We start from the raw sequence: 14,434 nt of genomic DNA on the forward strand, positions 1-14,434 counted from the left end.
GAAGCGAGGAGAGCTCCTCGCTTCTTTTATCTATTAAGCTGAGTAATCCTTATGTCTAAAAAACTTCAGGGAAAAGTTGCCCTCGTCGTGGGTAGTGCTAGCGGTATCGGCCGAGCCATCGCAGAGTGTTTTCATGCACAAGGGGCCACTATTGCCTTGGCTGATCGCAATCGTGACGCATGTGAAGAGATGGCTGGATTGATTGGAGGCAGTGCAACGCATCATCGTGTCGATGTCGCTGATGAAACTTCTGTGCAGCAGATGGTGGATGAGGTAGTACGCCATCATCAAGCTATTGATGTACTAGTCAATTGTGCAGGTATTCTGGATGAGACGCCGTTCTTGGAAATGTCTGCCGAGACGTTCGATCATATGATCAGCATTAACCTGCGCGGTGCTTTCCTGGTGGGGCGTTATGTTGCTGCGGAGATGGTGAAACGCAAAAGCGGTCGGATCATCAATATCTCTTCCCAGTTAGCGCTCAAGGGTGGCGTGGGCTTATCTCACTACTGCTCCGCGAAAGCTGGATTACTAGGGCTTACGAAGTCGATGGCGAGAGAGTTGGCACCTTATGGGATTCTGACCAACGCTATCGCCCCGGGGCCTATTCTAACGCCGATGTTAGAGGGGCTTAGTAAAGAGTGGATTGCCAATAAAGAAGCCGAACTTCCTCTAGGCCGATTTGGAAAAGCCGAAGAAGTCGCTCCCACGGCACTCATGCTTGCCGCCTCCCCCGATGGGGACCTCTACCTCGGGCAGACGCTGGGACCCAACAGCGGCGACGTCATGTAGTGGGCTGAGAATATACTCATGCTCACCATGATGTTTATAAAGTGGTTTTCCACCACTCTGGTAGTGGTCTGTGTATCGCTAGCCGCCGTTCGTCTGGGCCCCAAGATCGGAGGCGTGCTGGCGGGCATGCCCATAGTGCTGGGGCCTGGTTACTTTTTTATGATTAGGGAGCAGTCTGCACAATTTGTGGCTAATGCATCGCTTGGCTCTTTACAAGCGATGCTGGCGACATTGATCTTCTGCCTTGGCTACGTTCTTCTTGCTCCTCGCCTGGGGGCTTTACTGAGTGTTATTTTGTCTGGTTTTGTTTGGCTGTTAACAGCAATGATGGCTAACCATCTGCCAGGCGGCGTTTTTCTGGCATTGACATTGTTTGGGGTGATGCTGTTTTTATCTCAGTGGTACATAAAGTCTATCGACCTTTCTACCCAAATTGTTTCAGCCCCAGTGTTATTTCGGGATCTATTGGTGCGTGGTGTGCTGGCAGGAGGGATAGTCTGTGTAGTGACGGCGCTATTAGTTGATTTCGACCCTGTTGTTTCTGGTGTTGTATTAAGCTTCCCTATAGGTATGTTGACGATAGCACTAACACTTCATAAGCGATATGGCGTTGAAATGGCGCGCGCTACGTTGGCAAATACACAGGTTGGAATGATTAGCCTGGTGGCTTTCAGCGCAGCTTTGATTGTTGGTGTGGAAGTTTTTCATCCTTTGGCGGCTTTCTCTGCCTCGCTGATGTTGTCAGTGTTGGTGAGCGCCTGTTTGTGCGCTTATATGTCGAAATCGAGAAAGATAGAGTAGTTCATAATCGTTGCTCGACGAGCGTGAAAAAACCAGGTGTTTGTAAAGCCGAGGTCTGGAGTTTTGGCGTCCCAGAGTAGTCGCAGTACTTTGAGTAATGCATGAAGAGGAAAGAGCGTCGTGCCGGTACCTTCTCGAATTTACCGTTAAGGTGAAGCAAAACATGGGGTACCGACAGCTGGCCCAGAGTGACTGATCGGTTGTGTAAAAGTGGAGCCCAGAGCAAGGAGCAGCGATTTCATATTCAACCTCCTTAGCTATGTGGCGGGCTCCGTTCCTCAATCAGCCTGGTTCAATAATGTCACGAGCCCCTGTGGCGCCTGGTTGGCTTGGGCTAACATGGACGATCCTGCTTGTTGCAATATTTGCGCTTTTACCAGTTTGGAGGCTTCCTGGGCGTAATCAGCATCCATAATACGAGATCGTGCTGCAGCGGTATTCACGCTTTGGTTAGCCAGGTTATCAATAATGCTTTCAAAACGGTTTGTGAGCGCTCCGTATTGAGCTCGGTAATCATCCACTTGGTTTAATGCGGACTGAAGCTTTTCTATTGCTTCCCGGGCTTTTTCGATAGGGTCCAGCTCAACATCCATTAGTCCTAGAGAAATATGGTCCGAGGGAGTGGGTTGTATGGTCATGCTGTCTAGTGCTTCACCATAACCTGCGCTAGTCACAACCTTCGTCGCTGTGCCGACAGGCGGTGGTATTGGGGCGGACTCCACTAGCTCTACCGGCATCTCATCCCACGTGGCAAAGGCGCTAAATGCCCCTTGTCCTACGACTAGCAGCATGAGCTCCTCGGTGGTTTGGTCAATGGTAATGACTTCTCGCATTTCAGAAGAAGTCACTCCACCCAGTTGTCCATCGTTAAAACTGCTGTCGTCTGGGTCGAAGGCGCGATCGCGATCCCCGCTATAAGTGATGGTCATGCCACTATACGTTAGGGAGACAGGCGGCTGTGCAACATCGTATTGGTCTGTTGCATCTTCAAAAAAGCTTGCATCGTAGTCTGCATCTACCAGAAAACCGTTCGCTTCACTTAGCAGGTTTGCATTAGCCGATGCGGTATCGCTAATGCCACGTGCCGACCAGACGTTATCTGTAGGGCTGTTGTCGCTTCCAATAATCGGGGTTCCTACTAGCCCGGATGTTGCACCGGGTCAGTCAGAAGTCCTCAGATGCCAGGCTCGGTGGGGATAAAAGGGATCTGGGGTGGAGTTTGGCTGTTTTTTGATCAAGTTCCTGTGCTCAGGGCGCACCTCCCCCCACCCCCATGTCTTTTCTGTGCCGGGGACAGCACGCCGCGACGCTATCCCGGCACCAGCTTGCTGGCCAACATCAGGAAGAGGTCCTGCTCCGGATACTGGCTGTTCAACATCAGCCGAATGGTCCGTGTGTTGCGAGTGATGACGGCGCCGATCTTCAGCAGCTTCAGGCGGATGGTATTGACCTGGGCTTGGGCGAAGGCGGTGCGCTTAAGGTAAATCCGACGCAGCCGCTCCAGGAGCAGGTAGGCCAGCCCCGACAGCAGCAGTCGGTACTGATTGGGCCACCATTGGTGGCAGCTGGTGCGGTCTGAGAACAGGAGCTGCTGCTCCTTGATGCGGTTCTCCATCTCGCCTCGGGCGCAGTAGCGGTGGTCGTAGAGCCACTCTGCGCTGCAGCCGCGCAGGTTGGTCACCACGTAGCGGGTGTTGAAGCCACGCCAACTGGTCTCGGATTTGACGACCACCTTTCGTCGGCGCTTCTTCCAGCTCTTGGCGGCGTACTCGATGAAGCCGAAGACTCGCTGCTTCTCACGGGTCTTCTCGAAGCGGATAGCTGACTCGTAGTCGATATCCAGGGCTAGCTTGGCCAGCCGCGGGTTGCCGGCGAGGCCGACGATGTAGTCGACACCGTGGCGCTCGCACCAACTGAGGATCAGCGGGCGGCAGAAGCCGCTGTCGCCGCGGAATACGACCTTTACCTCAGGCCACGCCTGGCGCAGCCGCCGAACCAGCAGGGCAAGAATGGCGCCGGCGTGGTGGGCGGCATCTCGGTAGGCCGGGCGAAGGTAGCTGACCAGCAGCTGATCGCCACAGAACACGAACAGCGGCAGAAAGATGTAGTGGTTGTAGTAGCCGTTGAAGTGCCGCCCGAGCTGCTGGCCGTGCACCCGGTCGTCGGTGGCATCGAAGTCGAGGTAGAGCGGCTTCTTGGGTGGCCGCCGGAACGAGCGGATGAACTGCTCGATCATTTCCTCGTGGATGGTGACCGCCCAGTCCCGATCGGCTTGCTGCTCGAAGCGACACAGCGTGGACTGGCTGGCCAGCACGCCGTCGGTATCGACGGCGGTCTGCAGGGCGATGTCGTGACGCAGCGCCTGGTGGTCGTTGAGATCCTCGTAGCCCAGCGCCAGGCCAAACACGCGCTGCCGAACCAGGGTTTCGGTGCGATGCAGGCAGCGTTGAGGATCGCGGTCATCACTCAGCCGGCGAGCGATAGCGCGGGTCAGGCCCATCTCGCGGTCGAGCTGCCGCAGCAGCAGGATGCCACCGTCAGAGGTGACCTCGCCGCCATCGAAGCTGGCGGTGATCTGACGGCCTTTGCAGCGTGGAAAGGTGGCGGTGGGCGTGGTACATTTTGTCATGGCGGCTGTGTCGGCTAATTCTTGGTTAGGCTCTTGAATTATAACCGATTTTCAGCCGCTTTTTTCATGCCTGGTGCAATATTCGGGCTAGATGTTTACCATCGCGTGTAAACAGCTGCATGTCATCGTCCATGGAGAACGAGTCAATCTCGATGCGTATGTTGGTGGCGCCCGCAGGTATATAGGCGACAGGCACGATCCCCGAGGTAAATACGCTGCTAGCAGGGCTTAGTTTAGCAACGATATGTTCAGTGTTTCCGAGCTGGGCGGGTTGGGGGGGAGGCTGCGTGGGCGCCAAAGGGTATTTTCCAAATGCTTCCGTACCCTTGGCTATCCGGTCTATTTCAGCGCGTAGCGCTTGATATTCATCATTAATGAAAGCCCGGTCGCTATCCGATAAGGTGCCGTTTGCAGCTTGAACGGCCAGCTCGCGGGAGCGCTGAAGAATGCTGTTGATGCTATCCAGCCCGCCTTCGGCTGTCTGTATTAGTGAAACGCCATCGTTGATTCCCCGCGTGATGGCGGAATTTGCTCGCAGGTTGGTCGCCATGCGATTACCAATCGCTTGCCCTGCTGCATCATCCTTTGCACTATTAATACGAAGACCAGAAGAGAGTCGCTCAATACTTGTCGACAGCTTTGCGCCAGTATTATTCAGGTTTTGCTGTGCCTTGAGCGCAGCAAAATTGGTGTTGATCGTCGCCATTATTCCGCTCTTCTTGTCCACGATAGTGAGATATTGCGACAAATATTAAAATAAATTTAGCGTGCTGGCGAGTGAGATGATGGGATGTCTGTTGTCGTACTGCGACTGCAACGCTCATGATGCGGTATGTGCTTGAGGTAACCAGCCTGATTGGTGGTGTTGCTTAACTGCTTGATTTGTGGCTTGCAAGACTCTTTCTCTACTCCCCAAACTGCACCACATGCTCAACAAAGCGGCGCACCTTGGCGAGCTCTCCCAGGTGTTCGGGGTAGACGAGGTAGTAGGCGTTGCGGCTGAGCAGTTGGTAGGGCCATGCCAGGGCGAGCCGTTGGCTCTCCAGCTCTTCATCCACGGTGAAGTGGGGCACCAGTGCCACGCCGCCGCCTGCCATGGCGGTTCTGACCAGCATGGGGAAGGTTTCGAAACGGGTGCCGTGGTAGCTGCGCTCGGTCATGACGTGCTGGCTGGCAAACCAGTGGTGCCAGGCATCCGGGCGGGTCGAAAGGTGCAGCAGCGGGCGCTGGGTCAAATCGTCGAGTGAATAAATGGGGTGCTGGGCCAGCCAGGTCGGGGAGGCGACGGCGACCATGAGGTCGTCGGCCAGCTTGTGGCAGGCCAGGTTGGGCCAGCTGCCATGCCCATACAAGAGGGCAATGTCGATGTTCTCCTGCTCTAGGTCGAAATCCTCGACGCGGTCGTGAAACGCCAGGCTGATGTTTGGATGCGCCGCCATGAACGAGGGCAGCTTGTTGGCCAGCCAGCGGCTGCCGAAGCTGGGCAGGGTGGCGATGTTGAGCACTTCGCTATGGCCGCTGTACGTCATGATGGCCTGGGTGGACATCTCGATCTGGGTCAGCACCTTGCGCACATCGCTCAGGAAAATTGCCCCTTCGGGGGTCAGCAGCAGGCTGCGACGTACCCGGCGGAACAGCTTGTGCTCCAGGGTGGTTTCCAGCTGTGCCACCTGTTTACTGACCGCACTCTGGGTCAGGTTCAGCTCATCGGCGGCCCGGGTGAAGCTCATGTGGCGGGCGGCCGCTTCGAAGCACTGCATGGCGGTGATGGAAGGAAGATTGCGCATGGTGAACGCGGGCGCTCCTGGGCAAGCGTCACTCGGCGGAATGACGGTAAGGAATCCCACCCTATCAAAGGGCTCCCTTGGGCGCCATGCTGTTGCGTACCCGGTGCTCGCCGCTCTTTATAAAAGCCTTTAAGCATTCCTTTTTGGCATGCATTGAGTGCTTTTTTTCGTTTGTGGTTCGCTCCCCGAGTCGGTTTGATAGAACGCAGCGCCAGCACGTGTCATAAAGAGGCCATGAGGCTGGCGACGCGTGCCGTTCTTTATCGACCCCAGAGAGCCACAACATGTCCTTTATCACTACTGATGCAATACGCGACCGTTTTTCCAAGGCGATGTCGGCCATGTATCAAGCGGAAGTGCCGCAGTACGGTGCGCTGCTGGAACTGGTCGAGCGGGTAAACCAGGAAACCCTTCAACAGCAGCCCGCGCTGCACCACCGGCTGGAGGCGCAGGGCGAGCTGGCTCGGCTGAGCGTTGAGCGCCACGGGGCGATCCGGGTGGGCACCGAGGCCGAGCTTGCCATGTTGCGCCGGTTGTTTGCGGTCATGGGCATGTACCCGGTGGGGTATTACGACCTCTCGGAAGCGGGAGTGCCGGTGCACTCTACGGCGTTTCGGCCCATCGAGGACGAAGCCCTCGCGCTGAACCCTTTCCGGGTCTTTACCTCTTTATTGCGCCTGGAGCTGATCGAGAGCGAGGCGCTGCGCCGTCGCGCCGAGGAGATTCTGGCCCAGCGGGATATCTTTACCCCCACGGTGCGGGCGCTCATCCAGCGCCACGAAACTCAGGGCGGGTTGAGCAGTGAAGAGGCCGACCAGTTCGTCAGCGAGGCGCTGGAAACCTTCCGCTGGCATCAGGAAGCGACCGTCGACCTGGAAACCTACCAAGCGCTGCACGACGAGCATCGCCTGATTGCCGATGTGGTGTGTTTCAAGGGGCCGCACATCAACCACCTGACGCCCAGAACCCTGGATATCGACGAAGCACAGCGTCGTATGCCGAGCATGGGCATGAACCCCAAAGCGGTGATCGAAGGGCCGCCCCGTCGGAAGTGCCCCATGTTGCTGCGCCAAACCAGCTTTCGGGCGCTGGAGGAGTCGATTCGTTTCGCCGGGGAGGCCCAGGGCACTCATACGGCGCGCTTTGGCGAAATCGAGCAGCGCGGCATGGCGCTGACCCCTAAAGGGCGGGCGCTTTATGATGAGCTGCTGAACCAAGGGCGTGCCCAGACCGCTGGCCTGGACAATGACGCCCATCAGGCCATCATGGAGCGCGTGTTCGCCGCGTTTCCGGACCACCACGAGGCGATTCGCACCGAGCAGCTGGCCTACTTCCACTATCACCTGACCGACGCCGGGCGGGCAGCCAAGGGCCGCGCCGAGCACGCCGACCTGGAAACGCTGCTGGCCCAAGGGTGGGTCGAGGCCCAGCCCATCACCTACGAAGACTTCCTGCCCGTCAGTGCCGCCGGTATTTTCCAATCCAACCTGGGCGGCAGTGAAAACGGCGCTTACGCCGGTAACGCAAACCGCGACGCCTTCGAGGCCGCCCTGGGTGCCCCGGTGCAGGATGAGCTGGCGCTGTATGCCGAACGCGAACAGCGCTCGAAAGAGGCCGTGTTGGCGTGGTTGGGGGGGAGGACTGACAGGGGGTAGAGCTTATTCCAGAGCCCAAGATGGGCATATTACCGTAGCGATGGTTTTAATCAGGTCACAGAAACTCAGGTGTGCCAAGAGGTCTGCAGGGTACTATGAAAATGATGCCGACGGTGCTTGCCAGAAATTTCAACATGTTATCTCTCCTTGATTGCGATGATTAGCTCCTCATGAGCTAACGAGATAGGTGTATCCTTAGTTCATATACTGGGCCCAATGTAGAAGCTAGCCGGTGTTTGTGCAAATTTTGAGCACAAGCAGTTATGTGCTTTGCTCAGCTATCTTCATGAAAATGAATGAAATATTTTAAAGATAGCTGGCGGTGCGCGCATTTTCTCGACTGCTTCACGAAGCTTGAAGCTCAATGCTAGGCACTGATCGTCGAGCGGATCAAACGCCCTTTTTCCTGCAGGAGCGGCAGGTGGTGTTTAAGCAGCGTCTCCATGTCGACCCTGGCCGCATTGGTGCTGATATTGATGGCGCCCAGCAGCTTTCCATTCATATCAAATGCAGGGACGGCCAACGATCTCAAGCCTGGGTCCAGCTCCTGGTCAGAGATGGCATAGCCTTGCTGACGAACCTTGTTGATGCATTTTTTAAGGTACTCTTTATCGGTAATCGTTTTCTCAGTATGGCGCTCGAGTACAATTCTCGATAAATAGGCATCCAGTGCCGGTTCGGAGAGCTGAGCAAGCAGCACACGGCCCATGGAGGTGTGGGCCGCAGGCAGGCGTGTGCCCACAGAGAGCGAAATAGACATCAACCGATGGGGGGCTGCGGAGCGTGCGACATAAATCACCTCATCGCCATCCAGAATGCCTAGTGATGATGATTCCCCGCACTGCGCAGTAATATCCTCCAGATACTGCTGGATCACACTGCGATAATTGTTGGCAGAGAGAAAAGAGTAGCCGAGCTGTAATACTTTGGGAGACAGCTCAAAGTAACGCTGCTGTTTTCTAACGTATCCCAGCGCATGGAGCGTCAGCAAAAATCGACGTGCTTTTGCGCGGTTCATGCCGGTACGCGCAGCCACTTCGCTGAGGGTCATTCTGGGGTGTGAATCGTCAAACGCCATGATGACTTCCAGGCCGCTGGCCAGGGCGGTAACAAAGTCTCTGTCATCAGGCTGCAGGGCATCTGCCTGTAGAATATCTTCCATGTTGCATTCTCATTGGTGGATGCTTGGTCAGGCAACAATGTAGCATATTGTTCGAATGCCGAACAATTATTCTAAGCTCAGCAATGCCTCTTCCAATTGACTCAGGTCATTGATGACCACGGTATCGGCAGGGAAAGGGGATTGGTGGGGCTCTGCAGCCACGCCAATGAATCGCGTGCCATTGGAGCGAGCCGCGCGGTAGTCATTGTAAGAGTCGCCAATCATGACGGTGTGCTTTGCGGCATGGCCTTGTCTGACGAGCAGTTGCCCCAAACCAGTGGCTTTATCAGGGGGTGCCCCTACTGTCTCAATAAAGAATTGCGCACGCTACCCGCCGAGTTGGTAGAGGCATGCCATTGGATCTTTGACGCGGTGTACGTGCCCGCTGTCACCGAGTTTGTTGTGGCGGCGAAGTAGGTCGGTGCTTCGGTGGTGAGCGGTGTCAGCCTGTTCGTCTTTCAAGGCGTCGACGCCTTCAAGTTTTTTTGTGAAGATGACGCCAAACGCGAGGCAGCAGCGCAACAATCGGCCACGCTATTTGCCCACTATCGCCGCCAACTGCTGAAGGAGAATGATACATGAGCCAGGCTAAAGTGCTTGTCCTGCATGGGCCCAACCTGAATTTGCTGGGCACCCGGCAGCCGGAAATCTACGGCTACGAGACGCTGGAAGACGTCAATAACGCGCTGCGTGAAAAAGCCGTGATGGTGGGATGGACGCTGCACTGCCTGCAGAGCAACCACGAGGGCGCCCTGATCGATGCCATCCACGCTGCACGTCTCGATGGCACCCAGGCGATCATTATCAATCCTGCCGCTTACACCCATACCTCTGTGGCTATCCTGGATGCCTTGAATGCCTTCGAGGGCACGGTGATTGAAGTGCACATTTCCAATGTGCACAAGCGTGAACGCTTTCGCCACCACTCCTATGTCTCGCTGCGGGCCGATGGTGTGATTGCCGGGCTGGGTACCCAAGGCTACCAGGCGGCCCTGGACGCGGTGATGAAAGCCGCCGACCAGTAACACTCGCGGGAGCCATATCGCGCTTTGATGACGAGCCGCTTCCTGCAAGGGCGGCTCTGACCTTCACGAAGAGCAATTCATTGGCACTCTCAAAAAGCTAGCCAGGGGGTAAGGCTGACCAGCCAGAGAATGAGGCTAAGTGTAGGGTCCCGGATGATCAAATCGCCTATAGGAGTTATCCTCTGCTAGCCGCCAGGGAGCTTCTTCAGCAATTCATCCGGGAACAGGTTCATGAACATCAAGCTGCATAAACAAGCGACGACGACACCGAAGATCCGTGCCGAGATCCAGGCAGCGCCTTCCAGCATCACGGATAGCGAACTGGCCCGGCAGTATGGTGTCGCTACTGCGACCATCCGGCGATGGCGTTACCGCGACGATGTCCATGACCGACCGCATACCCGTCACAACCTCCTGGCCACGCTCACAGCTGAGCAGGAGACGGCTCGTGAGTTCCTGCGCCTCGGCTTGGATGACCTCCTCGTCGTGGCGCGTGAGTTCCTGAGCCCAGGCTTGTCGCGCTCTGCCTTGCATCGCTTACCCCACATTGAGCAGGTACTCAGCGAATCGTTCAGCGGCACCCTGATCAGTGACGGCTATGCGGCCTATGCCCGTTATGCCGCAGCCCAGGAGAACGTCGCCCATGCCCAATGTTGGGTGCATGGTCGCCGCTATTTTATCGAAGCACAGAAAGATCATCCTGAGACCGTCACCGAGGCCCTGCAACGGATCGCGATGCTGTATCGGAATGAAGAGGCCATCAAAGCTCAGGGGCTAACTGGCGAGAAGAAACGCCAGTACCGGTTGGATCACTCGAAGCCGGTGGTCAGCGACTTCTTCCAGTGGTGCCGGGATCAGTTGGCACAAGGCGGCCTCGTGCCCAGCGACCCACTGACCAAGGCCCTGAACTACGTTCTCAGCCGGGAAGCCAGCCTGACCGTGTTCCTGGAAAACCCGGACGTGCAGCCAGACACCAACCACCTGGAACGGGCTTTGCGGCCCATTCCCATGGGCAAGAAAAACTGGATGTTCTGCTGGACTGAACTGGGTGCGGAACACCTGGGTATCATCCAGAGCCTGATCAGCACCTGCAAGCTGCACGATATTAACCCCCTACACTTACCTGGTGGACGTACTGCAACGCATCAGCCAGCACCCGGCCCTTGAAGTCAGCGACCTGACGCCCCGACTCTGGAAAATCCGGTTCGCCGAGAATCCACTACGGGCGCTGATCGATCCACGTCATCCTGATCGCCAGAACCCACAGCCGGAGGCCACCGTTCATGCGCATTGAAGACATGAGCATCGACCAGTTGCTGGAACTGAACCAGTATATCTGCCGACGCATTGATGAGCTCCGGGATCAGGAAAATCTCCAGGCGCTGAGTCAGTTGCGGGTTGGCTTGAAGGTGACCTTCGAGGGCCGGGAAGGCCCGGTATTGGGGATCGTCACCAAGATCAACCGCAAGAGTGTGATCGTGCTGGGGGAGGATGGCAGGAAGCAATACAAGGTCTCGCCGGAGTTATTAAGGCCCCACCGTGACGTGAAGTAGGTCAACTACGTCTTGGAATGAACGCTTACGCTTGAGCATGCGATGCAAGGCAGAGCGCGACAAGCCTGGGCTCAGGAACTCACGCGCCACGACGAGGAGGTCATCCAAGCCGAGGCGCAGGAACTCACGAGCCGTCTCCTGCTCAGCTGTGAGCGTGGCCAGGAGGTTGTGACGGGTATGCGGTCGGTCATGGACATCGTCGCGGTAACGCCATCGCCGGATGGTCGCAGTAGCGACACCATACTGCCGGGCCAGTTCGCTATCCGTGATGCTGGAAGGCGCTGCCTGGATCTCGGCACGGATCTTCGGTGTCGTCGTCGCTTGTTTATGCAGCTTGATGTTCATGAACCTGTTCCCGGATGAATTGCTGAAGAAGCTCCCTGGCGGCTAGCAGAGGATAACTCCTATAGGCGATTTGATCATCCGGGACCCTACAGCTATGAGCGAATAATTATCGTTAGGCCCTCGCATTGCTGTGGCACACACAACTAAGCTGACAGAGGGGGTGGCAGTGTAAAGAGACATTACCGGTCTAAGCGAAATCTGACTAAATAGTTTAGTGGCTCGCTTACCAATTTTTTGTACAAGGCCTAATAAGCCAGCTGATTATAGGCAGCATATTTATACAACTGTTTGAAAAGCGCCGACAAAATCAAGCCTAAGAGAAATTTTCAAAGTGAACATACAAATCGCGGCTTATTGTCAATTATCAAGAAGTCATATATTATTTCCCTAAAAAATTTAAAACCTCACAAAGTATATCTTCAAATTTTTCTTCTAAAATAACAAAATGTGAACCATCAGAAATTGTAAGATACTTTTTTTCACAACATGAAATATTGTCATAAAACAACTTTGAAGATAAAAAAGTTGACGTTAAGTCATGATCACCACGAACAACTAAAGAAGGTATGTTAACTTCCGTAGAGTCGTGTACTTGAAACCCATTAAAAATGTCATACAAGTCAGCTAATGGGCCAGTGGGAACGATAAAGCTATCACCCGAAGAAGTAGATTTATTTATTGTATTATCAATAATAGAATTTAATACTGACTGACTACGCCAAATATTTTTTTCCAAAAGAGGAATCTCTTCATTCCACCTAGATACAAAATCGTATTTGTTGATATAAACATATCCTGCTTTGATACCATTTACTTGTGGTATTGCTTCGTACTTCGATTTCCAATACGAGCCTGCTTTATCATCATTATAAATAGGAGCGAAAAAGACAGCTCTGCGAATACTTTGACTAATATCTAAAGATAAAAATTTAGTCAAAACCACTGTACCCCATGAGCATGACATAACATCCAAAAAAAAGCTCCCGGTATATTTTTTGATAAAATTAACAACAGAATTTAAATGATCAGCGGATTTATACGATCTTGTATCTAAAATAGATAAATTTTCATATTCATCTACACTAGACTCTCTAAAGCCCAGAAAATCAAATGTAAAAACATTAAACCCTCTCTCTGCTAATTGATGACACCAGGACCTCTTCCTATCATCGTTAACCCATAGTTCAGAAGCTATCGTTGCACCATGCACAAGAAGCAATGGCGGTTTTCTTATATCCACTACCTCATCTTCAACAAACTCCCTCACACATATCCTATGACCTCTATGTGCATCAACTAATATATTGAATTTATTTTCTATAACCATTAGTAAAAGCATCCCTTAAAGAGGTGCTCCATGAGCACCTCTTTAGTCTAAAAAAAGTTTGGTAAAAAAGTGATGATTTGCGGGAAAAAATAAAACAGCACAATTGATGACATAAACAAAACCACAACAGGCCAAGAACTTCTATATATATCAGAAATCAAGACATCGTTTGCTGCTCCTTTTAACGCAAAGAGCGTATAACCGAAAGGCGGCGTTAAGCTCCCTACTGTTAAGTTAATTAAGAAAATTGTCCAAAACCAGATTGGATCAAAATCATATGCACTGACAACAGGTGCATATAATGGTATTGCTAGCAATATAAAAGCAAATTGATCAATAAACATACAAAGAACGAATGGAATGAGCATCAAAATGAAAAACATCATCCAATCACTCAGCTCCATAGTGCTAACAAAATTAATTAAACCTGAAGTAGCTCCCATAAACGAAAGAAGTTGACCAAAAAGTTTTGAACTAGCGACTATAATTATAATCATCAAACTTATTTTTGCAGATGAGTGCAAACCATCCCATAGCATTTTCAAACTTAACGATCTGTATATCGCTGCTGTAATCATCGCTCCAACTACGCCTGTTGCAGCAGCCTCAGAAGGTGTAGCAACACCTAATAAGATAAGACCCATGACAGAAAAAATAACAATAAAGAAAGGAGAAACTTTAACTAGCTCGAAAAGTTTTTCCCTATTAGTAACTTTTATAACTTCTTCAGTATTACTAGGGGATAGATCTGGGTTTTTTGAAACCCTATAATATACAAAAGCAAAGAGGATTAGAGCTATCAATAGCCCAGGTATAATGCCTGCGATGAGAAGTCCGGCAATCGAAGTATCTCTTACTAACGAGCCAATTACAATTACGAGCAAACTTGGAGGAATTATCGGTGCCAAAGAAGCACCACCAAGAATAGTAAAATTTGTCAAATTTGTATCATAACCTAGCTTTTGCATTTTAGGTAGAGCTGACCGGCCTAACATTGCTGCTACAGCTGCTGCAGCTCCCGACAATGCTCCAAAAATAGTTGAAAGCGCAATTACTAAGTAATACATTCGGCCATTAACTTTGCCTATCCATTTGTCAAGAGCTGATGATAAAACGTCTACGGAACCAGATCTAAATAATATTTCACCCATAAGCACAAACAAGGGGATAGTGACGAAACTCTCCGAAGTCAAGGTTTCATATAGACTATTGCTAAACATGCCAAACCCTCTCTCACCAAGGGTTACTAAAACACCCAGCAAGTTGGCAATTAAGAAAGCGACAAAAACAGGCAGCCCTATCCCCATAAGCATAAAAAGCAATAAAAAAGAAACCGTAAGTATCCAATACCATTCCAT

General features: G+C 52.8%; 14 protein-coding genes and 3 pseudogenes. 8 read left to right on the top strand and 9 right to left on the bottom strand.

The genetic code is table 11. From position 1 onward, the window contains the following. Positions 1 to 51 precede the first annotated feature (51 nt). Both RVM27_RS10045 and RVM27_RS10050 read left to right on the top strand, forming a co-directional pair. On the top strand, positions 52 to 792 hold the full coding sequence (locus RVM27_RS10045) for an SDR family NAD(P)-dependent oxidoreductase (protein WP_498956479.1): 741 nt from the start codon (positions 52 to 54) through the stop codon (positions 790 to 792). Between the two features lie 18 nt (positions 793 to 810). Then, on the top strand, positions 811 to 1,593 hold the full coding sequence (locus RVM27_RS10050; protein WP_498956480.1) for a hypothetical protein: 783 nt from the start codon (positions 811 to 813) through the stop codon (positions 1,591 to 1,593). A gap of 278 nt (positions 1,594 to 1,871) precedes the next feature. On the opposite strand, the gene RVM27_RS10055 is transcribed toward RVM27_RS10050, so the two are convergent. The 4 genes from RVM27_RS10055 to RVM27_RS10070 form a co-directional block, all read right to left on the bottom strand. Beyond that, a complete protein-coding gene (locus RVM27_RS10055) occupies positions 1,872 to 2,522 on the bottom strand; it encodes a flagellin (RefSeq protein WP_498956481.1) in 651 nt (216 codons plus the stop codon). A gap of 380 nt (positions 2,523 to 2,902) precedes the next feature. After that, the gene (locus RVM27_RS10060) at positions 2,903 to 4,222 is read right to left on the bottom strand and encodes an IS1380 family transposase (RefSeq protein ID WP_169959611.1); all 1,320 of its coding nucleotides are present in this window, start codon (positions 4,220 to 4,222) and stop codon (positions 2,903 to 2,905) included. 64 nt (positions 4,223 to 4,286) lie between these two features. Then, a complete protein-coding gene (locus tag RVM27_RS10065) occupies positions 4,287 to 4,928 on the bottom strand; it encodes a flagellin (RefSeq protein ID WP_498956482.1) in 642 nt (213 codons plus the stop codon). A gap of 199 nt (positions 4,929 to 5,127) precedes the next feature. Then, positions 5,128 to 6,009 carry a LysR family transcriptional regulator gene (locus RVM27_RS10070; protein WP_498956483.1) on the bottom strand — a complete coding sequence of 294 codons (882 nt, stop codon included), beginning with the start codon at positions 6,007 to 6,009 and terminating at the stop codon, positions 5,128 to 5,130. Between the two features lie 284 nt (positions 6,010 to 6,293). Between RVM27_RS10070 and hglS the strand changes: the two genes are divergently transcribed. Then, positions 6,294 to 7,664, top strand: a complete 1,371-nt coding sequence (gene hglS / locus RVM27_RS10075) for a VOC family protein (RefSeq protein ID WP_498956484.1) — start codon at positions 6,294 to 6,296, stop codon at positions 7,662 to 7,664. A gap of 367 nt (positions 7,665 to 8,031) precedes the next feature. On the opposite strand, the gene RVM27_RS10080 is transcribed toward hglS, so the two are convergent. Both RVM27_RS10080 and RVM27_RS10085 read right to left on the bottom strand, forming a co-directional pair. Then, positions 8,032 to 8,826 (bottom strand): IclR family transcriptional regulator, encoded by a 795-nt coding sequence (locus RVM27_RS10080; RefSeq protein WP_498956485.1) that lies wholly within the window; start codon positions 8,824 to 8,826, stop codon positions 8,032 to 8,034. 66 nt (positions 8,827 to 8,892) lie between these two features. Next, entirely contained in the window at positions 8,893 to 9,051 is a 159-nt protein-coding gene (locus RVM27_RS10085) for an HAD family hydrolase (RefSeq protein ID WP_498956486.1), read from the bottom strand. A 207-nt stretch (positions 9,052 to 9,258) separates the two neighbouring features. Between RVM27_RS10085 and RVM27_RS10090 the strand changes: the two genes are divergently transcribed. From RVM27_RS10090 to RVM27_RS10110, 5 genes and pseudogenes are all read left to right on the top strand, one after another. Continuing rightward, complete coding sequence (locus RVM27_RS10090) at positions 9,259 to 9,408, top strand: hypothetical protein (RefSeq protein WP_498956487.1); 150 nt, start codon at positions 9,259 to 9,261, stop codon at positions 9,406 to 9,408. Continuing rightward, positions 9,405 to 9,851, top strand: a complete 447-nt coding sequence (gene aroQ / locus RVM27_RS10095) for a type II 3-dehydroquinate dehydratase (RefSeq protein ID WP_498956488.1) — start codon at positions 9,405 to 9,407, stop codon at positions 9,849 to 9,851. Before RVM27_RS10090 ends, aroQ begins: the two co-directional genes overlap by 4 nt. 231 nt (positions 9,852 to 10,082) lie before the next feature. Then, a pseudogene (locus RVM27_RS10100) lies at positions 10,083 to 10,391 on the top strand (IS481 family transposase); the annotation flags it as partial. A 3-nt stretch (positions 10,392 to 10,394) separates the two neighbouring features. Continuing rightward, positions 10,395 to 11,145 (top strand): annotated as a pseudogene (gene tnpC, locus RVM27_RS10105) (IS66 family transposase); the annotation flags it as partial. Next, the gene (locus RVM27_RS10110) at positions 11,135 to 11,404 is read left to right on the top strand and encodes a hypothetical protein (protein ID WP_498956489.1); all 270 of its coding nucleotides are present in this window, start codon (positions 11,135 to 11,137) and stop codon (positions 11,402 to 11,404) included. The pseudogene tnpC and the gene RVM27_RS10110, both read left to right, overlap by 11 nt. 24 nt (positions 11,405 to 11,428) lie before the next feature. Here RVM27_RS10110 and RVM27_RS10115 read toward each other — a convergent pair. From RVM27_RS10115 to RVM27_RS10125, 3 genes and pseudogenes are all read right to left on the bottom strand, one after another. Next, a pseudogene (locus RVM27_RS10115) lies at positions 11,429 to 11,749 on the bottom strand (IS481 family transposase); the annotation flags it as partial. 379 nt (positions 11,750 to 12,128) lie between these two features. Then, positions 12,129 to 13,076 (bottom strand): alpha/beta hydrolase, encoded by a 948-nt coding sequence (locus RVM27_RS10120; protein ID WP_498956490.1) that lies wholly within the window; start codon positions 13,074 to 13,076, stop codon positions 12,129 to 12,131. A 47-nt stretch (positions 13,077 to 13,123) separates the two neighbouring features. Beyond that, complete coding sequence (locus tag RVM27_RS10125) at positions 13,124 to 14,434, bottom strand: TRAP transporter large permease (RefSeq protein ID WP_498956491.1); 1,311 nt, start codon at positions 14,432 to 14,434, stop codon at positions 13,124 to 13,126.

The organism is Halomonas sp. KM007 (genome assembly GCF_050709225.1).
Classification (GTDB): Bacteria; Pseudomonadota; Gammaproteobacteria; order Pseudomonadales; family Halomonadaceae; genus Vreelandella; species Vreelandella hamiltonii.

Bases quoted from the DNA above. Each gene is read 5' to 3' on its own strand.
- RVM27_RS10045 (WP_498956479.1), top strand. From the start codon at position 52: ATGTCTAAAAAACTTCAGGGAAAAGTTGCCCTCGTCGTGGGTAGTGCT.
- RVM27_RS10050 (WP_498956480.1), top strand. From the start codon at position 811: ATGCTCACCATGATGTTTATAAAGTGGTTTTCCACCACTCTGGTAGTG.
- RVM27_RS10055 (WP_498956481.1), bottom strand. From the start codon at position 2,522: ATGACCATCACTTATAGCGGGGATCGCGATCGCGCCTTCGACCCAGAC.
- RVM27_RS10060 (WP_169959611.1), bottom strand. From the start codon at position 4,222: ATGACAAAATGTACCACGCCCACCGCCACCTTTCCACGCTGCAAAGGC.
- RVM27_RS10065 (WP_498956482.1), bottom strand. From the start codon at position 4,928: ATGGCGACGATCAACACCAATTTTGCTGCGCTCAAGGCACAGCAAAAC.
- RVM27_RS10070 (WP_498956483.1), bottom strand. From the start codon at position 6,009: ATGCGCAATCTTCCTTCCATCACCGCCATGCAGTGCTTCGAAGCGGCC.
- hglS (WP_498956484.1), top strand. From the start codon at position 6,294: ATGTCCTTTATCACTACTGATGCAATACGCGACCGTTTTTCCAAGGCG.
- RVM27_RS10080 (WP_498956485.1), bottom strand. From the start codon at position 8,826: ATGGAAGATATTCTACAGGCAGATGCCCTGCAGCCTGATGACAGAGAC.
- RVM27_RS10085 (WP_498956486.1), bottom strand. From the start codon at position 9,051: ATGATTGGCGACTCTTACAATGACTACCGCGCGGCTCGCTCCAATGGC.
- aroQ (WP_498956488.1), top strand. From the start codon at position 9,405: ATGAGCCAGGCTAAAGTGCTTGTCCTGCATGGGCCCAACCTGAATTTG.
- RVM27_RS10110 (WP_498956489.1), top strand. From the start codon at position 11,135: ATGCGCATTGAAGACATGAGCATCGACCAGTTGCTGGAACTGAACCAG.
- RVM27_RS10120 (WP_498956490.1), bottom strand. From the start codon at position 13,076: ATGGTTATAGAAAATAAATTCAATATATTAGTTGATGCACATAGAGGT.
- RVM27_RS10125 (WP_498956491.1), bottom strand. From the start codon at position 14,434: ATGGAATGGTATTGGATACTTACGGTTTCTTTTTTATTGCTTTTTATG.